General features: G+C 68.1%; 20 protein-coding genes and 1 tRNA gene. 12 read left to right on the top strand and 9 right to left on the bottom strand.

Translation table 11 applies throughout. The features are described from left to right. Positions 1–81: 81 nt before the first annotated feature. Both trxB and trxA read left to right on the top strand, forming a co-directional pair. A complete protein-coding gene (gene trxB, locus ACFWHU_RS13870) occupies positions 82–1056 on the top strand; it encodes a thioredoxin-disulfide reductase (RefSeq protein WP_147873155.1) in 975 nt (324 codons plus the stop codon). 43 nt (positions 1057–1099) lie between these two features. Further along, on the top strand, positions 1100–1450 hold the full coding sequence (gene trxA / locus ACFWHU_RS13875) for a thioredoxin (protein ID WP_385791979.1): 351 nt from the start codon (positions 1100–1102) through the stop codon (positions 1448–1450). 97 nt (positions 1451–1547) lie between these two features. Here trxA and ACFWHU_RS13880 read toward each other — a convergent pair whose 3' ends face one another. The 9 genes from ACFWHU_RS13880 to rpmH all read right to left on the bottom strand — a co-directional run bounded on the left by ACFWHU_RS13880 (position 1548) and on the right by rpmH (position 8516). After that, positions 1548–2165, bottom strand: a complete 618-nt coding sequence (locus ACFWHU_RS13880) for a GNAT family N-acetyltransferase (RefSeq protein WP_385791981.1) — start codon at positions 2163–2165, stop codon at positions 1548–1550. A 304-nt stretch (positions 2166–2469) separates the two neighbouring features. Continuing rightward, positions 2470–3612, bottom strand: a complete 1143-nt coding sequence (locus ACFWHU_RS13885; RefSeq protein WP_385791983.1) for a ParB/RepB/Spo0J family partition protein — start codon at positions 3610–3612, stop codon at positions 2470–2472. Continuing rightward, on the bottom strand, positions 3609–4685 hold the full coding sequence (locus ACFWHU_RS13890) for a ParA family protein (RefSeq protein ID WP_079127908.1): 1077 nt from the start codon (positions 4683–4685) through the stop codon (positions 3609–3611). The genes ACFWHU_RS13885 and ACFWHU_RS13890 overlap by 4 nt, the downstream gene beginning before the upstream one ends. A gap of 270 nt (positions 4686–4955) precedes the next feature. Continuing rightward, complete coding sequence (gene rsmG / locus ACFWHU_RS13895) at positions 4956–5672, bottom strand: 16S rRNA (guanine(527)-N(7))-methyltransferase RsmG (RefSeq protein WP_387225020.1); 717 nt, start codon at positions 5670–5672, stop codon at positions 4956–4958. Between the two features lie 110 nt (positions 5673–5782). After that, positions 5783–6295, bottom strand: a complete 513-nt coding sequence (locus ACFWHU_RS13900) for a R3H domain-containing nucleic acid-binding protein (RefSeq protein WP_023540257.1) — start codon at positions 6293–6295, stop codon at positions 5783–5785. Positions 6296–6357: 62 nt separating this feature from the next. Then, on the bottom strand, positions 6358–7623 hold the full coding sequence (gene yidC / locus ACFWHU_RS13905; protein ID WP_385791987.1) for a membrane protein insertase YidC: 1266 nt from the start codon (positions 7621–7623) through the stop codon (positions 6358–6360). A 3-nt stretch (positions 7624–7626) separates the two neighbouring features. Continuing rightward, positions 7627–7992 (bottom strand): membrane protein insertion efficiency factor YidD, encoded by a 366-nt coding sequence (yidD, locus tag ACFWHU_RS13910; protein ID WP_147873162.1) that lies wholly within the window; start codon positions 7990–7992, stop codon positions 7627–7629. Further along, positions 7989–8360, bottom strand: coding sequence for a ribonuclease P protein component (gene rnpA / locus ACFWHU_RS13915; RefSeq protein WP_078076213.1), 372 nt, complete (start codon positions 8358–8360; stop codon positions 7989–7991). The genes yidD and rnpA overlap by 4 nt, the downstream gene beginning before the upstream one ends. 18 nt (positions 8361–8378) lie before the next feature. Next, positions 8379–8516, bottom strand: a complete 138-nt coding sequence (rpmH, locus tag ACFWHU_RS13920) for a 50S ribosomal protein L34 (protein WP_014047156.1) — start codon at positions 8514–8516, stop codon at positions 8379–8381. Positions 8517–8876: 360 nt separating this feature from the next. On the opposite strand from rpmH, the gene dnaA reads away from it, so the two are divergent. The 10 genes from dnaA to ACFWHU_RS13970 all read left to right on the top strand — a co-directional run bounded on the left by dnaA (position 8877) and on the right by ACFWHU_RS13970 (position 22200). Next, entirely contained in the window at positions 8877–10706 is a 1830-nt protein-coding gene (gene dnaA, locus ACFWHU_RS13925; RefSeq protein ID WP_387225021.1) for a chromosomal replication initiator protein DnaA, read from the top strand. Positions 10707–11595: 889 nt separating this feature from the next. Then, positions 11596–12726, top strand: a complete 1131-nt coding sequence (dnaN, locus tag ACFWHU_RS13930; RefSeq protein WP_078079617.1) for a DNA polymerase III subunit beta — start codon at positions 11596–11598, stop codon at positions 12724–12726. Between the two features lie 161 nt (positions 12727–12887). Next, positions 12888–13823, top strand: a complete 936-nt coding sequence (gnd, locus tag ACFWHU_RS13935) for a phosphogluconate dehydrogenase (NAD(+)-dependent, decarboxylating) (RefSeq protein WP_387225022.1) — start codon at positions 12888–12890, stop codon at positions 13821–13823. A gap of 50 nt (positions 13824–13873) precedes the next feature. Then, positions 13874–15010: a DNA replication/repair protein RecF gene (gene recF, locus ACFWHU_RS13940; RefSeq protein WP_385791994.1), complete on the top strand. Its 1137-nt coding sequence runs from the start codon at positions 13874–13876 to the stop codon at positions 15008–15010. Then, complete coding sequence (locus tag ACFWHU_RS13945; RefSeq protein ID WP_387225023.1) at positions 15007–15633, top strand: DUF721 domain-containing protein; 627 nt, start codon at positions 15007–15009, stop codon at positions 15631–15633. The genes recF and ACFWHU_RS13945 overlap by 4 nt, the downstream gene beginning before the upstream one ends. Before the next feature lie 551 nt (positions 15634–16184). Further along, entirely contained in the window at positions 16185–18263 is a 2079-nt protein-coding gene (gene gyrB / locus ACFWHU_RS13950; RefSeq protein WP_385791998.1) for a DNA topoisomerase (ATP-hydrolyzing) subunit B, read from the top strand. A 53-nt stretch (positions 18264–18316) separates the two neighbouring features. Then, positions 18317–20944 (top strand): DNA gyrase subunit A, encoded by a 2628-nt coding sequence (gyrA, locus tag ACFWHU_RS13955; protein ID WP_385792000.1) that lies wholly within the window; start codon positions 18317–18319, stop codon positions 20942–20944. Positions 20945–21032: 88 nt separating this feature from the next. Continuing rightward, on the top strand, positions 21033–21692 hold the full coding sequence (locus ACFWHU_RS13960) for a DUF3566 domain-containing protein (protein ID WP_385792001.1): 660 nt from the start codon (positions 21033–21035) through the stop codon (positions 21690–21692). A 116-nt stretch (positions 21693–21808) separates the two neighbouring features. Next, positions 21809–21882 (top strand) — tRNA-Ile (locus ACFWHU_RS13965). Between the two features lie 183 nt (positions 21883–22065). Then, positions 22066–22200 (top strand): DLW-39 family protein, encoded by a 135-nt coding sequence (locus ACFWHU_RS13970; protein WP_003958712.1) that lies wholly within the window; start codon positions 22066–22068, stop codon positions 22198–22200. Positions 22201–22294 lie beyond the last annotated feature (94 nt).

A 22294-nucleotide genomic window follows, 5' to 3' on the forward strand; every position in this document is an offset into this window, starting at 1 on the left:
TAGGATCCGTTGGGTGGGGTGAGAGTCTGAACCGCCCCCGTTGGCAGTAGCAGGCAGTCTGCAGAGACGAGGAAGAAACCCGTGAGCGACGTCCGTAATGTGATCATCATCGGCTCTGGGCCGGCCGGCTACACGGCCGCGCTCTACACCGCACGTGCGTCGCTGCATCCCCTCGTGTTCGAGGGTGCTGTCACGGCGGGTGGCGCGCTGATGAACACCACCGATGTGGAGAACTTCCCGGGCTTCCGCGACGGCATCATGGGTCCCGACCTGATGGACAACATGCGGGCACAGGCCGAGCGGTTCGGCGCCGAGCTCGTCCCGGACGACATCATCTCCGTCGACCTCACGGGGGAGATCAAGACGGTCACCGACACGGCGGGGACCGTCCACCGTGCCAAGGCCGTGATCGTCACGACCGGCTCGCAGCACCGCAAGCTCGGGCTGCCCCGCGAGGACGCCCTCTCCGGACGCGGTGTCTCCTGGTGTGCCACGTGTGACGGGTTCTTCTTCAAGGACCAGGACATCGCCGTGATCGGCGGCGGCGACACCGCGATGGAGGAGGCGACCTTCCTGTCGCGGTTCGCCAAGTCGGTCACGATCGTCCACCGCCGTGACACCCTGCGGGCCTCCAAGGCCATGCAGGACCGGGCCTTCGCCGACCCGAAGATCCGGTTCGCCTGGGACAGCGCGGTCGAGGAGATCCACGGCGAGCAGAAGCTCTCCGGTCTGACCCTGCGCAACACCAAGAGCGGCGAGACGTCGGAGCTGGCGGTGACCGGGCTGTTCATCGCCGTGGGCCACGACCCGCGCACCGAGCTCTTCAAGGGCCAGCTCGACCTCGACGGCGAGGGTTATCTCACGGTCGACGCGCCCTCGACGCGTACCAACCTCACGGGTGTCTTCGCCGCCGGCGACGTCGTCGACCACACCTACCGTCAGGCGATCACCGCCGCGGGCACCGGCTGTTCCGCGGCCCTCGACGCCGAGCGTTTCCTCTCCGCGCTCGCCGACGGCGAGAAGGCCGCCGAGCCGGAGAAGACCGCGTCCGTCTGACCATCCGTACCGATCCACACCCCACGAAGTTAAGGAGGCCGCCGTGGCCGGCGACCTGAAGCATGTGACCGACGATTCGTTCGAAGAGGACGTCCTCAAGAGCGACAAGCCCGTACTGGTGGACTTCTGGGCCGCCTGGTGCGGACCGTGCCGCCAGATCGCTCCGTCGCTCGAAGCCATCGCGGCCGAGCACGGGGACAAGATCGAGGTCGTCAAGCTCAACATCGACGAGAACCCCGCCACCGCGGCCAAGTACGGCGTCATGTCCATCCCGACGCTGAACGTCTACCAGAACGGCGAGGTCGCCAAGACCATCGTCGGCGCCAAGCCCAAGGCCGCCATCGTGCGCGACCTCGAGGCCTTCATCGGCGAAGGCTCGTCGGTGAGCAAGTAGCACCACGCGCTGCACGCCGCGGCGCGAATGTTTCACGTGAAACGGGCCCGTCCCCCTCTCCAGGGGGGACGGGCCCGTTCATGTCTGATTGGGGAGATCACAACGGCCGGAGTGCCGGGTCCTTCTGGACCACTCCCAGCAGCCTGTCCAGCGCGTGCTCGACGTCTTCCTTCCAGGAGAGCGTCGTGCGCAGATCAAGTCTGAGCCGTGGGTACGTGGGATGCGTCCGTACGGTCTTGAAGCCCACCGCCAGCAGATGGTCCGCCGGCAGCACACACGCCGACTCCTTCCAGCGCGCGTCCCCGAACGCCTCGATCGCCTTGAACTCACGTCGCAGCAGATCCTTCGCGACGGTCTGCACCATCACCCGGCCGAGTCCCTGCCCCCGATAGCCCGGCATGATCCAGCCGGTCATCAGCTGTACGGCGTCGGGGGAGACCGGGCTCGTCGGAAACGCCGTGGCACGGGGCACGTAGGCCGGAGGCGCGTACAGGACGAAGCCGACGGGCACGTCGTCGACATAGACCACCCGGCCGCACGACCCCCACTCCAGCAGAACGGCCGAGATCCAGGCTTCCTTCTCCTGCCGGGCCCTGCCGGCTCTTACCGCCGCTTCTCCCCTGACCGGATCAAGCTCCCAGAAGACGCACTCCCTGCATCGCCCGGGGAGGTCGGCAAGGTTGTCCAGCGTGAGCGGTACGAGCCGACGCCCCATCGAGGCAGTTCCTCACTTCCTGCGCCTGCCGCGCCACGAGCCGCGGACAGAGCGCTCCGCTCCCGAAGCAGGCTGCCGACGAAGCCGCCGACGACCCCCAGACCGAGTCCGGCGGACATCAGTCGGCTGCGGCTCACCAATTGCATGGCCCCGCCCTTCCTCTGAGGTGAATCAAGGTGGATGCGCCATACCAGAACGCATCGTATCCACCCAGAGGTGCCTCGCACACCGGGAGACGGCAAAGGGCGGGCCGTGTTCCGGTACGCACCGGGCAAGGCCCGCCCTGATGGCGGTGTGCGGAACCTCAGCGCTCGTCGGGCTCCAGGCCGTTCGAGCGGTCCGGGCCGTCCACGCCGTCGGCGTCGTCCTCGTCGGTGTCGTCGAGTCCCCTCTCCAGCACCCGCCCCTCACCCGGAGCGAGCGTGCCGAGGATGCGCTCCAGATCGACCAGCGAGGCGAACTCGACGGTGATCTTCCCCTTCTTCTGACCGAGGTCGACCTTCACCCGGGTCTCGAAGCGGTCCGACAGCCGGGAGGCCAGATCGTTCAGCGCCGGTGACGGCAGGGCACCGGCCCGCGGGCCCTTCTGTCGTGCCGCGCTCTTCGGCCGTGAGCCCATGAGGGTCACGATCTCCTCGACGGCGCGTACGGAAAGCCCCTCGGCCACGATGCGAATAGCGAGCCGGTCCTGCTCGTCGGAGTCGTCCACCGAGAGCAGGGCCCTGGCGTGCCCGGCCGACAGCACTCCGGCCGCGACCCTGCGCTGTACGGGAAGGGAGAGCCGCAGCAGCCGCAGCGTGTTGGAGACCTGCGGGCGCGAGCGCCCGATCCGGTCGGCCAGCTGATCGTGCGTGCAGTGGAAGTCCTTGAGCAACTGGTCGTAGGCCATGGCCTCTTCCAGCGGATTCAGCTGTGCGCGGTGCAGGTTCTCCAGGAGCGCGTCCAGGAGCAGCTTCTCGTCCTCGGTGGCCCGGACGATCGCCGGAATGGCCTCCAGACCGGCTTCCCGGCATGCCCTCCAGCGCCGCTCGCCCATGATGAGCTCGAAGCGCTCCGGCCCCAACTGCCTTACGACGATGGGCTGGAGCAGTCCCACCTCCTTGATGGAGGTGACGAGTTCGGCGAGGGCGTCCTCGTCGAACACCTCTCGGGGCTGCCGGGGGTTCGGCGTGATGTAGTCCATCGGTACTTCGGCGAAGTACACGCCCTCCGGCGGGGCCACCTCGGCCGGGGCCGGAGTGTCCTGGGCGGGAATCTCCGCGGCCGTCGGCGTGGTCGACTGCGGCAGCGTCGCCACCTTGGCCGCGGCGATGCCACGCTCCGCCGTCATCACCGATGCGGATCCCGAGGAGGGAGCGTCCCCGGAGGACGACGCCTGCTTCTCCTGCGGAGCAGGGGGGATCAGCGCATTGAGCCCGCGCCCCAAACCTCTACGTCGGTCGCTCACTGCGTCCCCTCCGAAATGCTCTGCTGACTGTTGCCGATCGCGTGGGCATGCTTCACGTCATAGCTCATGCCGACCCCACGCAGGGCGATTTCACGAGCGGCTTCGAGGTACGACAAGGAGCCGCTGGAACCCGGATCATAGGTCAGTACCGTCTGCCCGTAGCTCGGCGCCTCCGAGATGCGCACCGACCGAGGGATGCTCGTCCGCAGCACCTCCTCACCGAAGTGGCTGCGGACCTCGTCCGCCACCTGGGAGGCGAGCCGGGTCCGGCCGTCGTACATGGTGAGCAGAATCGTGGACACATGCAGGGTCGGGTTCAGATGCGCCCGCACCAGGTCCACGTTCCGGATCAACTGCCCCAGCCCTTCGAGCGCGTAGTACTCGCACTGGATGGGGATCAGCACCTCGGCGCCGGCGACCAGCGCGTTGACGGTCAGCAGCCCGAGCGACGGCGGACAGTCGATCAGGATGTAGTCCAGTGGCTGCTCGTACGCCTCGATCGCACGCTGAAGCCGGCTCTCCCGCGCGACCAGCGACACCAGCTCGATCTCCGCACCGGCGAGGTCGATGGTGGCGGGCGCGCAGAAGAGACCTTCGACGTCCACTACGGGCTGGACCACCTCGGAGAGCGGCTTGCTCTCCACCAGGACGTCATAGATGGAGGGGACTTCGGCGTGGTGGTCGATCCCGAGCGCCGTGGAGGCGTTGCCCTGTGGATCGAGGTCGACCACCAGGACTCGCGCACCGTGGAGCGCGAGCGAGGCGGCGAGGTTGACCGTGGTGGTGGTCTTCCCGACGCCGCCCTTCTGGTTGGCGACAACCATGACCCGCGTCTGCTCGGGGCGTGGCAGGCCCTCACCGGCGCGACCCAGTGCCTCAACGGCCAGCTGGGCTGCACGGCCGATGGGGGTGTCGTCCATCGGGGGCGGTGATGTTTCACGTGAAACATCGCCGCCCGACGACTCGGAACGGGGGCCGGGGACCGGATCGGTCATCGGTCCCGCGATGTTGGCGTCGGACCGCAAGGATTCACTCTCCTCGACTTCAGGCTCGCAATGAGGAGAGCCTGCCATGCTTTCGGGGTCATGAACCAGCGAGGCCCGTGGTTCTGTGGATGAATCCATATCTGTGGCCAACCCTGTACCCCTTACGAGGGGTTTCTTGCCCCGCGGTGCGGGAGCGGCGCGACCTCGGCCGATAATGCCCTGCAGCAGTGAGCGACGTTTCACGTGAAACACGATGCACTCGCCGCAGGGCTGGACCGTCACGACACTCCGCAGTGGATGGTCTTGGCTGCTTCGATGGAGCATCACCGGCCGAACTCACCGGCGATGCTCCAGATATCAACGGCGGCGACGCACCCGGTCCGCTCGGGCGGCCTTGGCGCGCTTGGCGGCGAACCGCACCCCGCCGGGGCTCTCCCCGACCTCCGCCCGCACCACCGTGGCCGGCGGATTCACCAGACCCTCACCGACCCGCAGCACCGAGGAATCGATCACACCGAGCTTACTCAGGGCCGACCGGGCACCCTTCAGCTCCTCCTCGGCCGTGTCCCCCTTGAGGGCCAGCATCTCTCCGTACGGGCGCAGCAGCGGGACGCCCCAGCCGGCCAGCCGGTCCAGCGGCGCCACGGCGCGAGCCGTCACCACATGGACGGGCTGGAGCGTACCGAGCACTTCCTCGGCGCGCCCACGAACCACCGTCACATGGTCCAGGCCCAGCAGCTCGACCACTTCCTGGAGGAAGTTCGTCCGCCGCAGCAGCGGCTCCAGCAGGGTGATCCGCAGATCCGGCCGCACCAGCGCCAGCGGGATCCCCGGTAGCCCAGCGCCCGAGCCGACGTCACAGACGCTCACACCCTCGGGCACGACCTCGGAGAGCACCGCGCAGTTCATCAGGTGGCGCTCCCAGAGTCGCGGCACCTCGCGCGGCCCGATGAGGCCGCGGGTGACCCCCACGTCGGCGAGGAGCTCCGCGTACCGGACGGCCGCCGGAAAGGCGTCACCGAACACCGTCCTCGCCTCTTCCGGCGCGGGGGGAAGCTCTTCTGCTTCCGTCACGGGAACCGTCCTTCCGTTCTGAACCACCGGACCGTGGCTCATGGTCACTGTCTCGCTGACAAAGTTCGGCCCCGCCTGTGGACAGACGGGGCCGAGAACCGAGAGAACGCTCAGGCAGGGAGCACGACGACGAAGCGCTGCGGCTCCTCGCCCTCGGACTCGCTGCGCAGTCCGGCCGCCGCGACGGCGTCGTGCACGACCTTGCGCTCGAAGGGCGTCATGGGGTTCAGCTTCACCGGCTCACCGGTGCTCTTCACCTCGTCGGCCGTCTTGGCGCCCAGCTCGGCGAGCTCCGTGCGCTTCTTCGCCCGGAAGCCGCCGATGTCCAGCATCAGCCGGCTGCGGTCGCCGGTCTCCCGGTGCACCGCCAGCCGCGTCAGCTCCTGGAGGGCTTCGAGTACCTCGCCGTCCCGTCCGACGAGCTTCTGGAGATCACGGCCGCTCACATCGCTGATGATCGAGACCGCGGCCCGGTCGGCCTCGACGTCCATGTCGATGTCGCCGTCGAGGTCGGCGATGTCGAGCAGACCTTCGAGATAGTCGGCCGCGATCTCCCCTTCCTGCTCAAGACGGGTGAGGGTGTCACTGCCCTCGGCGGCGGCGGAGATGGTGCCTTCCGACACGGATGGACTCCTTCTTACTACGGGCCTGCTACAGGCTGACTACGGGCTTCGGGGCGCTGCGCTTACTTCTTGGTCGGATGCTTGGGCCGCTGCTGGCCCTTGCGCGGCCCGGACTTCGCCCGTGCGGCCCCGTTACCGGTCTTGCGTGCCGGCTTGGGCTGGGCGTCCTGTGGCTCGTCCTTCCGCAACGACGTCTTGGGTGCCTCGTCGGTGGCGTCGGAAGGCTTCTCTCCGGAGGTCTTCGGCCCTGTCTGCTGACCGCCGGCCTGCCGCTTCGACTTGGGCTGGCGCTTGGGCTGCTGCCGCTTGGCCGCGTGCGACTCGCCCTCGGGCAGCGCCTCACCCTTGATCACGGTGCCGTCGGCCTGCGCGACAAGACCGGTCTTCGACAGGCTGTTGATGAACTTACGCTCATTGTCGTTGCGGTCGGGACCCTTGGCCACGATCGCCGAGACGATGGTGCGCCTGCGCTTCGAGCGGACCTCGTTGTGCGTGGTGATGCCCTTGAGCAGCCGCTGGAGGTACTGGTCCTGGGCCTTGCTGCCCGGAGTCGGGTTCTGGTTGATCACGTACATCTGCTGGCCCATGGTCCACACGTTGGTGGTCAGCCAGTAGACGAGGACACCGACGGGGAAGTTGATGCCCATCACCATGAAGATCACGGGGAAGATGTACATCAGCATCTTCTGCTGCTGCATGTACGGCGTCTTGACCGTGAGGTCGACGTTCTTCGTCATCAGCTGGCGCTGGGTGTAGAACTGCGACGCCGACATCAGGACGATCATGATCGCGGTGACGACGCGTACGGAGGTCAGCGTCGCGTCCAGGGAGCCGACCTTGTCGGCGCTGTCCGTGAACTTGGCCGCCAGCGGGGCGCCGAAGATGTGCGCCTGGCGCGCGCTGTCGAGCAGCGACTGGTTGATGACGCCGATCGTCTTGCCCGAGGCGATGCTGGAGAGCACGTGGTACAGGGCGAAGAAGAACGGTGACTGCGCCAGGATGGGAAGACACGAGGAGAGCGGGTTGGTACCCGTCTCCTTGTACAGCTTCATCATCTCTTCGGACTGGCGCTGCTTGTCGTTCTTGTAGCGCTCCTGGATGGCCTTCATCTTGGGCTGAAGGACCTGCATGTTCCGGGTCGACTTGATCTGCTTGACGAACAGCGGGATCAGACAGATCCGGATCAGGACCACGAGGGACACGATGGACAGTCCCCAGGCCCAGCCCGTGTCGGGGCCGAAGATCGCCCCGTACACACTGTGGAACTGGACGATGACCCAGGAGACGGGCGTGGTGATGAAACTGAAGAAACTGGCAATCGTGTCCACTAATCAAGCTCCTTGAGCATTGGACGAGGTCTCTGCGGCCGGACTCGGGGTTTCGGGGGCCGAGGCCGAATCCCCGGAAGGCACGCCGGCGGCGGATTGCCCGCCCTTGGTGCCGCGCCACGCGTTGCGCAGCAGTTCATGCCACCGCGGGCGCTTGCGCGGTGGGACATGGTCCACACCGCCTGGCGACCACGGATTGCACCGCAGAATGCGCCAGGCCGTCAGACCGGTGCCCTTGATCGCGCCGTGCCGGTCGATGGCCGTGTAGCCGTAGTGGGAACACGACGGGTAGTACCGGCAGACGGGCCCGAGCAACGGGCTGATCGTCCACTGGTACAGCTTGATCAGAGCCAGCAGCGGGTACTTCATCGCGCGCCCCCTCCCAGCAGCCGCTCAAGAGCGGCATCCAGGTCTCGGGCCAGCTGTGCATGGTCGGCGTCGCCCGCACCGGGCAGCGCTCGTACGACAACCAGGCTACCGGGGGCCAGCCGGGGCAGCCGATCGCGTATGAGATGGCGCAGTTTCCGCTTCACCCGCGTCCGTACGACGGCTCCGCCGACGGCTTTGCTTACGACGAAACCCGCCCGCGTCGGGGGAGCACTCTCCCCCGGCGCGTGCGGGCCCGTAGAACCGCTGCGTAGATGTACGACAAGAAGCGGGCGTCCGGCCCGGCGTCCCCGGCGTACCGCGGTCGCGAAATCCTCGCGCCGCCTCAGCCGATTCTCGGTAGGCAGCACGTCATAACCTGTAGACGATCAGGCGGACAGGTTGGCGCGACCCTTGCCACGGCGGTTCGCGAGAATCGCGCGGCCGGCACGGGTGCGCATGCGGAGCCGGAAGCCGTGGGTCTTGGCACGACGACGGTTGTTCGGCTGGAAGGTGCGCTTGCTCACTCGGGGGCTCCAGAAATGATGGTGGGAAGACGGCAAATCGCCTGGCTGTCACCGTGCGCCCACGAGTAGCTCGCGATTACGCCCGAGTGCACCGCTTCACGACCACGGATCGTGATCCTTGCCCATCGGAGGCAGGCGGCAGCAGCCATCGACAACTCGACCTGGTCACGGTACGCGCGGCTACGCCATACGGTCAAACCAGCCAGCTGCCACGTTCCATTATGCACAGCCTGTGGACAACAACTTGAACCGCGTGGGTCGCCCTGACTACCGTGACCGAACTCCGGCTTCTTTTCCGCCGGTCTTCCCACCCCGTCCCGAGAACCACACATTCGTGGGACCAGCGAGAGAGCGTGCCCTGTGGCTGACGTACCTGCCGATCTTGCCGCAGTGTGGCCACGAGTGCTGGAGCAGCTCCTCAGGGAGGGCCAGCAGGGGGTCGAGCCGAAGGACAAACAGTGGATCGAGCGCTGCCAGCCGCTCGCCCTGGTGGCCGACACCGCACTGCTGGCCGTGCCCAACGAGTGGGGCAAGCGGGTTCTCGAAGGCCGCCTCGCCCCGCTCATCAGCGAGACCCTGAGCCGCGAGTGCGGCCGGCCGATCCGTATCGCCATCACCGTCGACGACTCGGCGGGCGAACCCGCCCCGCTGCCGCAGCAGAACCGCTACCAGAACTCGCAGCACGACGACGGGCGCGACCCCCGCGACCCTCGTGATCAACGGCACGACGACCCGAGGCACGACGACCCGCGTCCGGACGACTCCCGGCACGACGACATGCGCCCGGACGGCGGTTACCGCCCCCACCCCTACGGCCGCCGCTCCGACGACGACGGCATGCCGACGGCCAGGCCCGCGTACCCCGACTACCAGCAGCAGCGCCCCGACCCCGGGGCCTGGCCCCGGACGCAGGAGGACCTGTCCTGGCAGCAGCAGCGGCTCGGCGGCTTCCACGACCGTGACCCGTACGCGACCGCGCGCCCGCAGCAGCCCCAGCACGACTACCGGCCGCCGCAGTCACCGGAGAGCCGGCCGTACGAGCAGCAGCGCCCCGAGCGGCACGACCTGGACCCGCAGCAGTCGCGGCACGTCGGCCGGGGCGGGGCGACCGGGCCGCTCGGCGCGCAGGCGTCGCCGCCGCCGGGACCCGGTGAGCATCACGCGCGCCTCAACCCCAAGTACCTCTTCGACACCTTCGTCATCGGGGCGTCCAACCGGTTCGCGCACGCGGCGGCCGTCGCCGTCGCGGAGGCGCCGGCCAAGGCGTACAACCCGCTCTTCATCTACGGCGAGTCCGGACTCGGCAAGACGCACCTGCTGCACGCCATCGGCCACTACGCGCGCAGCCTCTACCCCGGCACGCGGGTGCGGTACGTGAGCTCGGAGGAGTTCACCAACGAGTTCATCAACTCCATCCGCGACGGCAAGGGCGACACCTTCCGCAAGCGCTACCGGGACGTCGACATCCTGCTCGTCGACGACATCCAGTTCCTGGCGAGCAAGGAGTCGACGCAGGAGGAGTTCTTCCACACCTTCAACACGCTCCACAACGCCAACAAGCAGATCGTGCTGTCCTCGGACCGGCCGCCCAAGCAGCTGATCACCCTGGAGGACCGGCTGCGCAACCGCTTCGAGTGGGGCCTCACCACCGACGTGCAGCCGCCGGAGCTGGAGACGCGTATCGCGATCCTCCGTAAGAAGGCCGTGCAGGAACAGCTGAACGCGCCGCCCGAGGTGCTGGAGTTCATCGCCTCGCGGATCTCGCGCAACATCCGCGAACTGGAGGGCGCGCTGATCCGGGTGACGGCGTTCGCCTCGCTCAACCGGCAGCCGGTGGACCTCGGGCTGACCGAGATCGTCCTCAAGGACCTCATCCCGGGCGGCGAGGACTCGGCCCCCGAGATCACCGCGGGCGCCATCATGGCGGCGACGGCCGACTACTTCGGACTGACCGTGGAAGACCTCTGCGGATCGTCGCGGAGCCGGGTGCTGGTGACGGCCCGGCAGATCGCCATGTACCTCTGCCGTGAGCTGACCGACCTGTCACTGCCCAAGATCGGCGCGCAGTTCGGCAACCGGGACCACACGACCGTGATGCACGCGGACCGGAAGATCCGCGCGCTGATGGCCGAGCGGCGCTCCATCTACAACCAGGTCACCGAGCTCACCAACCGCATCAAGAACGGCTGACGCGACCGGCGAACGCCTCGCGGCCGGCCTTCCGGGCGCTTCGGGACACCGTCCCGGGGCGCCCTTCGTCATGTCCGGCGGGTGACCGGGACACGACACGCGCCCAACCGCTGTTCGAATACGGGTCGTCGAGGGCCGCTTCTCCACAGAAAACGGCCCCATCTCCCGTCCACACCCTGGGGATCGATAAGTTGTCCAGACTGCGTCCACAGGCGGGCCGACCGGAATTGGATCATGCCAGGTCAGACCCTTGGGGATTTGTGGCCAACTTTCCTCCACAGCCTGTGGACAGTTTTTTCACCCACAGGACCGGGGTCCGGTTGTCCACCGGCGGCCCACAGGCAGCGGCCCGTTGCCCACAGCTTCACCCCGCTTCTCCACACCGCTGTCCACTGTTCGGCAACGGAACACGTCTGTTCACCGTGTCGAGTGAAAGGCGTCACACCGAGGTTGTCCGGGACCCTGTGGGGAACGTCGGAAAAGCTGGGGACGACCCTGGGGAGAAGTAGGGGTGTCCTGTGCACCGGCTGTGCAGAACTTTCGGCCGTCCACAGAGCGACGGGGTTGTCCACCGTCGGCGCCCACAGGGTCGGTGGACAAAAAAGTGGGCCTGACCTGCGAAAACGACGTTATCCACGGAATCCACAGGCCCTACTACTACTAACACCTGGAGTTACCTGGGAATCTGCTTGGAAGTGGGTGCTGTGCACAACTCGGCGCCGGACCGCACCCGGCCGGTCGTCGCGACTTGACCCCGAGCAGCACCGAGTGTCGGTGCCGTACGTCAGACTGGTCCCCGGCAACCTCACCCTGCCCATGGCGGAGTGAGCTCATGCCGACGACGAAGAAGGCCGGCAGGGCGAGTCAGCAACAGCAGGAGGCGGTTCCGGTGAAGATCCGGGTGGAGCGCGATGTACTGGCGGAGGCGGTGGCCTGGGTGGCCCGTAGCCTCCCGGCCCGTCCGCCGGCGCCCGTTCTTGCGGGCCTTCTGCTGAAGGCCGAGGAAGGCGCGCTCAGCTTCTCCAGCTTCGACTACGAGGTCTCGGCCCGGGTCTCGGTGGACGCCGAGGTCGAGGAGGACGGCACAGTCCTCGTCTCCGGCCGGCTCCTCGCCGACATCTGCCGCGCCCTGCCCAACCGGCCGGTGGAGATCTCCACAGACGGTGTACGGGCGACGGTGGTCTGCGGATCCTCCCGGTTCACACTGCACACACTGCCTGTGGACGAGTACCCGGCACTGCCGCAGATGCCGACCGCCACCGGCACCGTGCCCGGTGAGGTCTTCGCATCCGCCGCCGCCCAGGTGGCCATCGCCGCGGGCCGTGACGACACGCTCCCGGTGCTCACCGGCGTACGGATCGAGATCGAGGGCGACACGGTCACCCTCGCCTCGACCGACCGCTACCGCTTCGCGGTCCGCGACTTCCTGTGGAAGCCGGAGGTTTCCGACATCTCCGCGGTCGCCCTGGTGCCCGCCAAGACGCTGCTGGACACCGCCAAGGCGCTCACGAGCGGCGACACGGTCACGCTGGCGCTCTCGGGCTCCGGTGCGGGCGAGGGGCTGATCGGATTCGAGGGCGCGGGCCGGCGGACGACCACGCGGCTGCTCGAAGGCGACCTCCCGAAGTACCGGACGCTGTTCCCGACGGAGTTCAACTCGGTCGCGGTGATCGAGACGGCGCCGTTCGTCGAGGCCGTCAAGCGCGTGGCGCTGGTCGCCGAGCGCAACACCCCCGTGCGGCTCAGCTTCGAGCAGGGCGTGCTCATCCTCGAAGCCGGTTCCAGCGACGACGCACAGGCTGTGGAAAGGGTCGACGCGAAGCTCGACGGGGACGACATCTCCATCGCCTTCAACCCGACGTTCCTGCTCGACGGCCTCAGCGCCATCGACTCGCCGGTCGCGCAGCTCTCCTTCACGACCTCCACCAAGCCGGCGCTCCTCAGTGGAAAGCCGGCGCTGGACGCCGAGGCCGACGACGCCTACAAGTACCTGATCATGCCGGTGCGGCTGTCGGGCTGATCACGCGCCCCGCCGGGCCGTCGGGGCGTCGCCCACGGCCGGGGCGGTGTCATCGAGCCGTCCCACCGGGCCCGGCGTAGGCTCGGGCCGGGGCCGCGCGGCACTGTCGCCGCCCGCCCCGCGCCCGAACGATTGTCGGCTCAACGCTTAAGGAACCATTGATGGAGCTCGGTCTCGTCGGCCTCGGCAAGATGGGCGGCAACATGCGCGAGCGCATCCGCCGCGCAGGCCACACCGTCATCGGATACGACCGGAACGCGGACGTCGCGGACGTCCACAGCCTCGAAGAGCTGGTGAACAAGCTCAAGGGCCCCCGCGTCGTCTGGGTGATGGTCCCCTCCGGTGCGGCGACGCAGTCCACGATCGACGAGCTGGCGGGGCTGCTGTCCCCCGGCGACGTGGTCGTGGACGGCGGCAACTCGCGCTGGACGGACGACGAGAAGCACGCCGTGGAGCTCGGCATCAAGGGCATCGGCTTCGTCGACTGCGGTGTCTCCGGCGGTGTCTGGGGCCTCCAGAACGGCTATGCGCTGATGTACGGCGGCGACGCCGAGTACGTGGCGAGGGTCCAGCCGATCTTCGACGCCCTCAAGCCGGAGGGTGACCGCGGCTCGGTCCACGCGGGCAAGGTCGGCGCCGGCCACTTCGCCAAGATGGTCCACAACGGCATCGAGTACGCCATGATGCAGGCCTACGCCGAGGGCTGGGAGCTGCTGGAGAAGGTCGACTCGGTCACCGATGTCCGCGAGGTCTTCCGCTCCTGGCAGGACGGCACGGTCATCCGTTCCTGGCTGCTGGACCTGGCGGTCAACGCGCTGGACGGTGACGAGCACCTGGACGCCCTCCGGGGGTACGCCGACGACTCCGGCGAGGGCCGGTGGACGGTCGAGGCGGCCATCGACCACGCGGTGCCGCTGCCCGCGATCACGGCGTCGCTGTTCGCCCGGTTCGCGTCCCGGCAGGACGACTCGCCGCAGATGAAGATGGTCGCCGCGCTGCGCAACCAGTTCGGTGGCCACGCGGTCGAGCAGGCGGACGAGAGGACGCCGGGCAAGCCCGGTAAGCCCGTCAAGCCGGCCGGTCCCAAGAACAAGTAGTAGCCGTTCGCACACGCGGCGGCGCCAGAGCGGGGAGGTCGGCGCAGTCCATGCACGTCACGCATCTGTCGCTGGCCGACTTCCGTTCGTACGCCCGGATCGAGGTGCCGCTCGATCCGGGCGTCACCGCGTTCGTGGGGGCGAACGGGCAGGGGAAGACCAATCTGGTCGAGGCCGTCGGCTATCTCGCCTCGCTCGGCAGCCACCGGGTCTCCTCTGACACCCCGCTGGTGCGGATGGGCGCCGAGCGCGCGGTGATCCGGGCCGCCGTCACCCAGGGCGAACGCTCGCAGCTCATCGAGCTCGAACTCAATCCGGGCCGTGCGAACAGGGCCAGGATCAACAGGTCTTCTCAGGTCAGACCGCGTGACGTGCTGGGGATAGTGCGCACGGTGCTCTTCGCGCCGGAGGATCTGGCGCTGGTGAAGGGCGATCCCGGTGAGCGCCGACGCTTCCTCGACGAGCTGATCACGGCGCGCTCCCCGCGCATGGCGGGCGTCCGCTCGGATTACGACCGGGTGCTCAAGCAACGCAACACCCTGCTGAAGTCGGCGGCGATGGCGCGGCGGCACGGCGGGCGCGGGATGGATCTCTCCACGCTCGACGTGTGGGACCAGCATCTGGCCCAGGTGGGCGCGGAGTTGCTGGCGCAGCGGATGGATCTGGTCGAGATGCTGCAGCCGCTGACGGACAAGGCGTACGAGCAACTGGCGCCCGGTGGTGGTCCGGTGGCGCTGGAGTACCGTTCCTCCTCCGCCGGCTCCGAGGGCGGCGAGGTGCCGCGTTCCCGCGAGGAGCTGTACGCGCGGCTGATGGAGGCGCTGGCGGGGACACGGAAGCAGGAGATCGAGCGGGGGGTCACTCTGGTGGGTCCGCACCGGGACGAACTGCTCCTGAAGCTCGGTCAGTTGCCGGCCAAGGGGTACGCGAGCCACGGTGAGTCCTGGTCGTACGCGCTGGCCCTGCGGCTGGCCTCGTACGACCTGCTGCGCGCCGAGGGCAACGAGCCGGTGCTGGTCCTCGACGACGTCTTCGCGGAACTGGACGCGCGGCGCCGGGAGCGGCTGGCGGAGCTGGTGGCGCCGGGTGAGCAGGTGCTGGTCACGGCCGCGGTGGACGACGACGTGCCGGGAATCCTGGCCGGGGTGCGGTTCACGGTGGCCGACGGCACGGTGGAGCGGACATGAGGGGCCCCGAGAGGCCGGAGCGGCCCGCGAGGACCGTCGGCGCGCCCGCCGCGCCGCCCGATCCGGCCGCCGGGAGCGCGGGACTGCCGACGCCGCCCGATCCGGCAGCGGCGGCGCCCGCCGAGTCGTCGGGTGTCGACCTGGCCAGGGTCGCGCTGCGGGCGGCGAAGGAACAGGCGCGGGCCCGTGGTGCCGCGGCCCAGCAGAAGAAGCAGGCCCGCCGGGGCGGCGGTCTGCGGTCGGGTTCGGGGGCCGACGGCCGCGATCCGCTGTCGCTGGGCGCCGCGATCAACCGGCTGATCACCGAACGAGGCTGGGAGACGCCCGCCGCCGTGGGCGGTGTGATGGGCCGCTGGCCGCAGATCGTGGGCGACGACCTGGCCAAGCACTGTGTGCCCGAGCGGTACGAGGAGGACGAGCGGATCCTGACGGTGATCTGCGACTCGACGGCGTGGGCGACGCAGCTGCGGTTGCTGGCCCCGCGCCTGGTGGCCCGGCTGAACGAGGACCTGGGGCACGGCACGGTGAAGGTGATCAAGGTGCGCGGCCCGGCCGGTCCGCCCCGGCGCTTCGGCGGTCTGCGGGCGCCCGGCAGCAAGGGCCCGGGGGACACGTACGGCTGAGCGAGGGCGCCCGACACCGGGTGCGTGCGGCTCCCTCCCGGAGCCGTACGCCGATAGGGCCGCGGCCCCCGGCCGGTGCCGTACGGGCAGGCCCGTACGGCACGAGCAGGGCGCACCGCCGTTGACCCCCGCCGTCCGCGGCCGCTCGGACGGGCTCTGCGAGGCGCCGCGAAGGCCCCAACAGCCCCTCCAAGGGCCCTACTTCACACCTGTGCCACCGCGTCACTCAGGGCCTGAGCGGGGAGCGCTGTGACCTCGTCGTACGTCGACGGAGGGCGAGGTGTCCCGCACCGTAGCCGGAGGTTGACAGCCCGAAGCGCTCAAAGCCTGTGTGAGCCTCTTGGAGCCCCTGCCCGAATATGGGGAGTCGGCAGCCGCCGGTTCAGGGCGGCACATGCGGACTCAGGTGCCTGCAAACCCCCATTCGGGTCGCCGCTACCGGTAGACTGATGAAGAATCCCGCCTCGCAGGCGGGACTCGCCTACCAAGACTGTCAAACACTGTCGCAAGCCGAACGACGCAGCCGCTCCCGCCTGCCCGGAGAACGGCCTGTGCTGTGCCAGAAAGGGCGCTTCGTGGCCGATTCCGGCAACCCCAACGAGAACACTCCGTCCGTAGCCACCGGTGAGAACGGCGAGGTAACGGGCTCGTACAACGCCAGCGCCATCACGGTGCTGGAGGGCCTGGACGCGGTCCGTAAGCGTCCCGGTATGTACATCGGCTCGACCGGTGAACGTGGCCTTCATCACCTGGTGACCGAGGTCGTCGACAACTCCGTCGACGAGGCCCTGGCCGGGCACGCGGACACCATCGACGTCACGATCCTCGCCGACGGCGGCGTACGCGTGATCGACAACGGCCGTGGCATCCCCGTGGGCATCGTCCCGTCCGAGGGCAAGCCGGCCGTCGAGGTTGTGCTGACGGTGCTGCACGCGGGCGGCAAGTTCGGCGGCGGCGGCTACTCCGTCTCCGGCGGTCTGCACGGCGTGGGTGTCTCCGTGGTGAACGCGCTGTCGACCAAGGTCGCCGTCGAGGTCAAGACCGACGGCTACCGCTGGACGCAGGACTACAAGCTCGGGGTGCCGACGGCGCCGCTCGCGCGCAACGAGGCGACGGACGAGTCGGGCACGACGGTCACCTTCTGGGCGGACCCCGACGTCTTCGAGACGACGGAGTACTCCTTCGAGACGCTGTCCCGGCGCTTCCAGGAGATGGCCTTCCTCAACAAGGGCCTGACCCTGAAGCTGACCGACGAGCGCGAATCGGCGAAGGCCGTCGTCGGAGCCGACATCGCGGGCACGGACTCGACCGAGACTCCCGGCGAGGAGCCGGTGCGCAGCGTCACGTACTTCTACGAAGGCGGCATCGTCGACTTCGTGAAGTACCTGAACTCCCGCAAGGGCGAGCTGATCCACCCCACGGTCATCGACATCGATGCCGAGGACAAGGAGCGGATGCTCTCGGTGGAGATCGCGATGCAGTGGAACTCGCAGTACAGCGAGGGCGTGTACTCCTTCGCGAACACGATCCACACGCATGAGGGCGGTACGCACGAGGAGGGCTTCCGCGCGGCGATGACCGGCCTGGTCAACCGCTACGCGCGCGAGAAGAAGTTCCTGCGCGAGAAGGACGACAACCTGGCGGGCGAGGACATCCGCGAGGGTCTGACGGCGATCATCTCGGTGAAGCTGGGCGAGCCGCAGTTCGAGGGCCAGACGAAGACCAAGCTCGGCAACACGGAGGCGAAGACCTTCGTACAGAAGATCGTGCACGAGCACCTGACGGACTGGTTCGACCGGCATCCCAATGAGGCGGCCGACATCATCCGTAAGGCGATCCAGGCCGCCACGGCCCGGGTCGCGGCCCGTAAGGCGCGGGATCTGACCCGTCGCAAGGGCCTGCTGGAGTCGGCGTCGCTGCCCGGCAAGCTGAGCGACTGCCAGTCGAACGACCCGGCCAAGTGCGAGATCTTCATCGTCGAGGGCGACTCGGCCGGCGGCAGCGCCAAGTCCGGCCGCAACCCGCAGTATCAGGCCATTCTGCCGATCCGCGGAAAGATCCTGAACGTCGAGAAGGCGCGGATCGACAAGATCCTCCAGAACACCGAGGTACAGGCGCTGATCTCGGCGTTCGGCACCGGTGTGCACGAGGACTTCGACATCGAGAAGCTCCGCTATCACAAGATCATCCTGATGGCGGACGCCGACGTCGACGGCCAGCACATCAACACACTGCTGCTGACCTTCCTCTTCCGCTTCATGCGCCCGCTGGTCGAGGCCGGGCACGTCTATCTGTCGCGCCCCCCGCTGTACAAGATCAAGTGGGGCCGGGACGACTTCGAGTACGCGTACTCCGACCGGGAGCGCGACGCACTGGTGGAGCTGGGGAAGCAGAACGGCAAGCGGATCAAGGAAGACTCGATCCAGCGCTTCAAGGGCCTCGGTGAGATGAACGCCGAGGAGCTGCGCATCACGACGATGGACGTCGACCACCGTGTGCTCGGCCAGGTCACGCTCGACGACGCGGCGCAGGCCGACGACCTGTTCTCGGTGCTGATGGGTGAGGACGTCGAGGCCCGGCGCTCGTTCATCCAGCGCAACGCCAAGGACGTCCGCTTCCTCGACATCTGAGTCGGCCTCCCGCTGACCGCCATCGAAATGGCCGAAAGGAACTTTGACCAGCAATGGCCGACGAGAACACTCCTGTGATGCCCGAAGAGGTGCCCGCCGTAGAAGGCGTGGGCATGCGTGTCGAGCCCGTGGGGCTCGAGACGGAGATGCAGCGCTCGTATCTCGACTACGCGATGTCCGTCATCGTCTCGCGCGCGCTGCCCGACGTACGTGACGGTCTCAAGCCCGTCCACCGCCGGGTGCTGTACGCGATGTACGACGGCGGATACCGGCCCGAGAAGGGCTTCTACAAGTGCGCCCGCGTCGTCGGCGACGTCATGGGCACCTACCACCCGCACGGCGACTCCTCGATCTACGACGCGCTGGTCCGCCTCGCGCAGCCGTGGTCGATGCGGATGCCGCTGGTGGACTCCAACGGCAACTTCGGCTCTCCCGGCAACGACCCGGCCGCCGCCATGCGGTACACCGAGTGCAAGCTGATGCCGCAGTCGATGGAGATGCTCCGGGACATCGACGAGGAGACCGTCGACTTCACGGACAACTACGACGGCCGCAACCAGGAGCCGACGGTCCTGCCGGCGCGCTTCCCGAACCTGCTGATCAACGGCTCGGCCGGTATCGCCGTCGGTATGGCCACCAACATCCCGCCGCACAACCTGCGGGAAGTCGCAGCGGGCGCGCAGTGGGCGCTGGAGCACCCGGACGCCTCGCACGAGGAGCTGCTGGACGCGCTGATCGAGCGCATCAAGGGCCCGGACTTCCCGTCCGGCGCGCTGGTCGTGGGCCGCCGGGGCATCGAGGAGGCGTACCGCACGGGCCGTGGCTCGATCACGATGCGCGCGGTCGTCGCGGTCGAGGAGATCCAGAACCGGCAGTGCCTGGTCGTCACCGAGCTGCCGTACCAGACCAACCCCGACAACCTCGCGCAGAAGATCGCCGACCTGGTGAAGGACGGCAGGGTCGGCGGCATCGCCGACGTCCGCGACGAGACGTCCTCGCGTACGGGCCAGCGGCTGGTGGTCGTGCTCAAGCGCGACGCGGTCGCCAAGGTCGTGCTGAACAACCTGTACAAGCACACCGACCTCCAGACGAACTTCGGCGCGAACATGCTGGCGCTGGTGGACGGTGTGCCGCGCACGCTGTCGATCGACGCGTTCATCCGGCACTGGGTGACGCACCAGATCGAGGTCATCGTCCGGCGCACCAAGTTCCGGCTGCGCAAGGCCGAGGAGCGCGCCCACATCCTGCGTGGTCTGCTCAAGGCGCTGGACGCGATCGACGAGGTCATCGCGCTGATCCGCCGCAGCGACACCGTCGAGACCGCGCGCGGCGGCCTGATGGGGCTGCTGTCGATCGACGAGATCCAGGCGAACGCGATCCTGGAGATGCAGCTGCGCCGGCTGGCGGCGCTGGAGCGGCAGAAGATCGTCGCCGAGCACGACGAGCTCCAGGCGAAGATCAACGAGTACAACGCGATCCTCGCCTCGCGCGAGCGGCAGCGGCAGATCGTCAGTGAGGAACTGGCCGTCATCGTCGACAAGTTCGGCGACGACCGGCGTTCCAAGCTGGTGCCTTTCGACGGTGACATGTCCATCGAGGACCTGATCGCCGAGGAGGACATCGTCGTCACCATCTCGCGTGGCGGCTATGTGAAGCGTACGAAGACGGACGACTACCGCTCGCAGAAGCGCGGCGGCAAGGGCGTGCGCGGTACGAAGCTCAAGTCGGACGACATCGTGGACCACTTCTTCGTGTCGACGACGCACCACTGGCTGCTGTTCTTCACGAACAAGGGCCGGGTGTACCGGGCGAAGGCGTACGAGCTGCCCGACGCCGGCCGGGACGCGCGTGGTCAGCACGTGGCCAACCTCCTGGCCTTCCAGCCGGACGAGAAGATCGCGCAGATCCTCGCCGTACGGGACTACGAGGCGGCGCCGTATCTGGTGCTGGCCACCAAGGCCGGTCTGGTGAAGAAGACGTCACTGAAGGATTACGACTCGCCCCGTTCCGGCGGTGTGATCGCGATCAACCTCCGTGAGACGGACTCGGGCGCGGACGACGAGCTGATCGGTGCCGAACTGGTGTCGGCCGAGGACGATCTGCTGCTCATCAGCCGGAAGGCGCAGTCGATCCGATTCACCGCGACGGACGACGCGCTGCGCCCGATGGGCCGTGCGACATCGGGTGTGAAGGGGATGAGTTTCCGCGAAGGGGACGAACTGCTCTCGATGAATGTCGTCAGGCCCGGTACGTTCGTGTTCACTGCTACTGACGGCGGTTACGCGAAGCGAACCAACGTCGACGAGTATCGCGTTCAAGGACGTGGCGGCCTCGGTATCAAGGCCGCGAAGATCGTGGAGGACCGCGGTTCGCTGGTCGGTGCGCTGGTGGTTGAGGAGACGGACGAGATCCTCGCCATCACCCTGGGCGGCGGTGTGATTCGTACGCGAGTCAACGAAGTCAGGGAGACGGGCCGTGACACGATGGGTGTCCAACTGATCAACCTGGGCAAGCGCGATGCCGTCGTCGGCATCGCTCGTAATGCCGAGGCCGGTCGTGAGGCTGAAGAGGTCGAGGGAGTCGTCGGCGATGATGCCGGTGACGAAACCGCGACCGACGCGGCCGCGCCTGCCGAGGAAGCTGAGGGCACCCAGCCCTCGGTAGCGGAGCACGAGGAGTAGAAGCGTGAGTGGAGCCACGGGCGCCGGATCGGCCGATTCCGGAGGGAAAGGTGCTCGTGGCCCTGCCACGGACTCCCAGGGGGTTACGGTGACCGGCACCCGGGGGCAGCAGCCCCCTTACGACACGTACGGATCCGAGCAGCCGCAGCAGCAGGCGGCGCAGCCGTACCACCCACCGCAGGCGTATCCGACGCCGCAGGGCGGGGGGACACAGGGCGGACAGCAGCAGGCGCAGGCTCAGCCGCATGTCCAGGTTGGCCAAGGACAGGGGCAGGGCGTGGGGCCGGGGCAGCCGGGACAGACACATCAGGGCGGCGCTCGGCAGCCCTCGGCGGCCGGCGTGCGTCTGCCGCGCACGGGCGCGCGTACGACACCGCGCACGCGTAAGGCGCGGCTGCGGGTGGCGAAGGCCGACCCGTGGTCGGTGATGAAGGTCAGCTTCCTGCTCTCCATCGCGCTCGGCGTGTGCACGGTCATCGCGGCGGCGGTGCTGTGGATGGTCATGGACGCGATGGGCGTCTTCTCGACGGTGGGCGGGACGATCAGCGAGGCGACGGGCTCGAACGAGAGCAACGGCTTCGACCTCCAGTCGTTCCTCTCGCTGCCGCGCGTGCTCATCTTCACGTCGGTGATCGCCGTGATCGACGTGGTGCTCGCCACCGCGCTGGCCACGCTCGGATCATTCATCTACAACCTGTCCGCGGGCTTCGTGGGGGGCGTCGAGTTGACGCTCGCCGAGGACGAGTAGGACGCCCTTCCACCAGGCTCGACACGGGGCCGGACGGCGGACGGGCGGGGAAGAGCTTGGCCCCGGTATCGATTTTGGGACTGGCCCTGGAGTGCGCTAATCTTCAGGGGCAGCGCGGGGCTATAGCTCAGTTGGTTAGAGCGCATCCCTGATAAGGATGAGGCCACAGGTTCAAATCCTGTTAGCCCCACAAGCGCCGATCCGCCCGGACAGAGAGCCTTCTGTCCGGGCGGATCGCTTTGTGCCGGGCGGGTGTTGACTGGTCGTCGTGGCCCCTGAGTTGGGGGCGCATGTAGGTCACCGATCGGTATCGGTCGGTGTGTATAGTCGGGCGCCAGAAGGCCCCTAAGACAAGGAAAGACGAGGTCGCGCGGTGAAGAAGCTTCTCCTGGTCGCACTGGCCGCCATCGGCGGGCTCCTCGTGTACCGCCAGATCCAGGCGGATCGCGCCGAGCAGGATCTGTGGACGGAGGCGACCGACTCCGTGCCCGCAGGTTCGGGTGTCTGAGACCCAGTAGTCGGTACGCGAAGCCCCGGTCGCCCAGACGACCGGGGCTTCGCGCTGTCGTGGGGAGTTCGGCCGCGAGTTCGCCTGAGCGAAC

Origin of the sequence: Streptomyces sp. NPDC060366 (assembly GCF_042725135.1) — a bacterium.
In the GTDB taxonomy this organism is placed as follows: domain Bacteria; phylum Actinomycetota; class Actinomycetes; order Streptomycetales; family Streptomycetaceae; genus Streptomyces.

Excerpts from the sequence above, each read along its gene's own strand:
- ACFWHU_RS13880 (WP_385791981.1), bottom strand. The coding sequence starts at position 2,165 with ATGGGGCGTCGGCTCGTACCGCTCACGCTGGACAACCTTGCCGACCTC.
- ACFWHU_RS13890 (WP_079127908.1), bottom strand. The coding sequence starts at position 4,685 with ATGGCAGGCTCTCCTCATTGCGAGCCTGAAGTCGAGGAGAGTGAATCC.
- yidD (WP_147873162.1), bottom strand. The coding sequence starts at position 7,992 with ATGAAGTACCCGCTGCTGGCTCTGATCAAGCTGTACCAGTGGACGATC.
- gnd (WP_387225022.1), top strand. The coding sequence starts at position 12,888 with ATGGAGCTCGGTCTCGTCGGCCTCGGCAAGATGGGCGGCAACATGCGC.
- recF (WP_385791994.1), top strand. The coding sequence starts at position 13,874 with ATGCACGTCACGCATCTGTCGCTGGCCGACTTCCGTTCGTACGCCCGG.
- ACFWHU_RS13945 (WP_387225023.1), top strand. The coding sequence starts at position 15,007 with ATGAGGGGCCCCGAGAGGCCGGAGCGGCCCGCGAGGACCGTCGGCGCG.
- gyrA (WP_385792000.1), top strand. The coding sequence starts at position 18,317 with ATGGCCGACGAGAACACTCCTGTGATGCCCGAAGAGGTGCCCGCCGTA.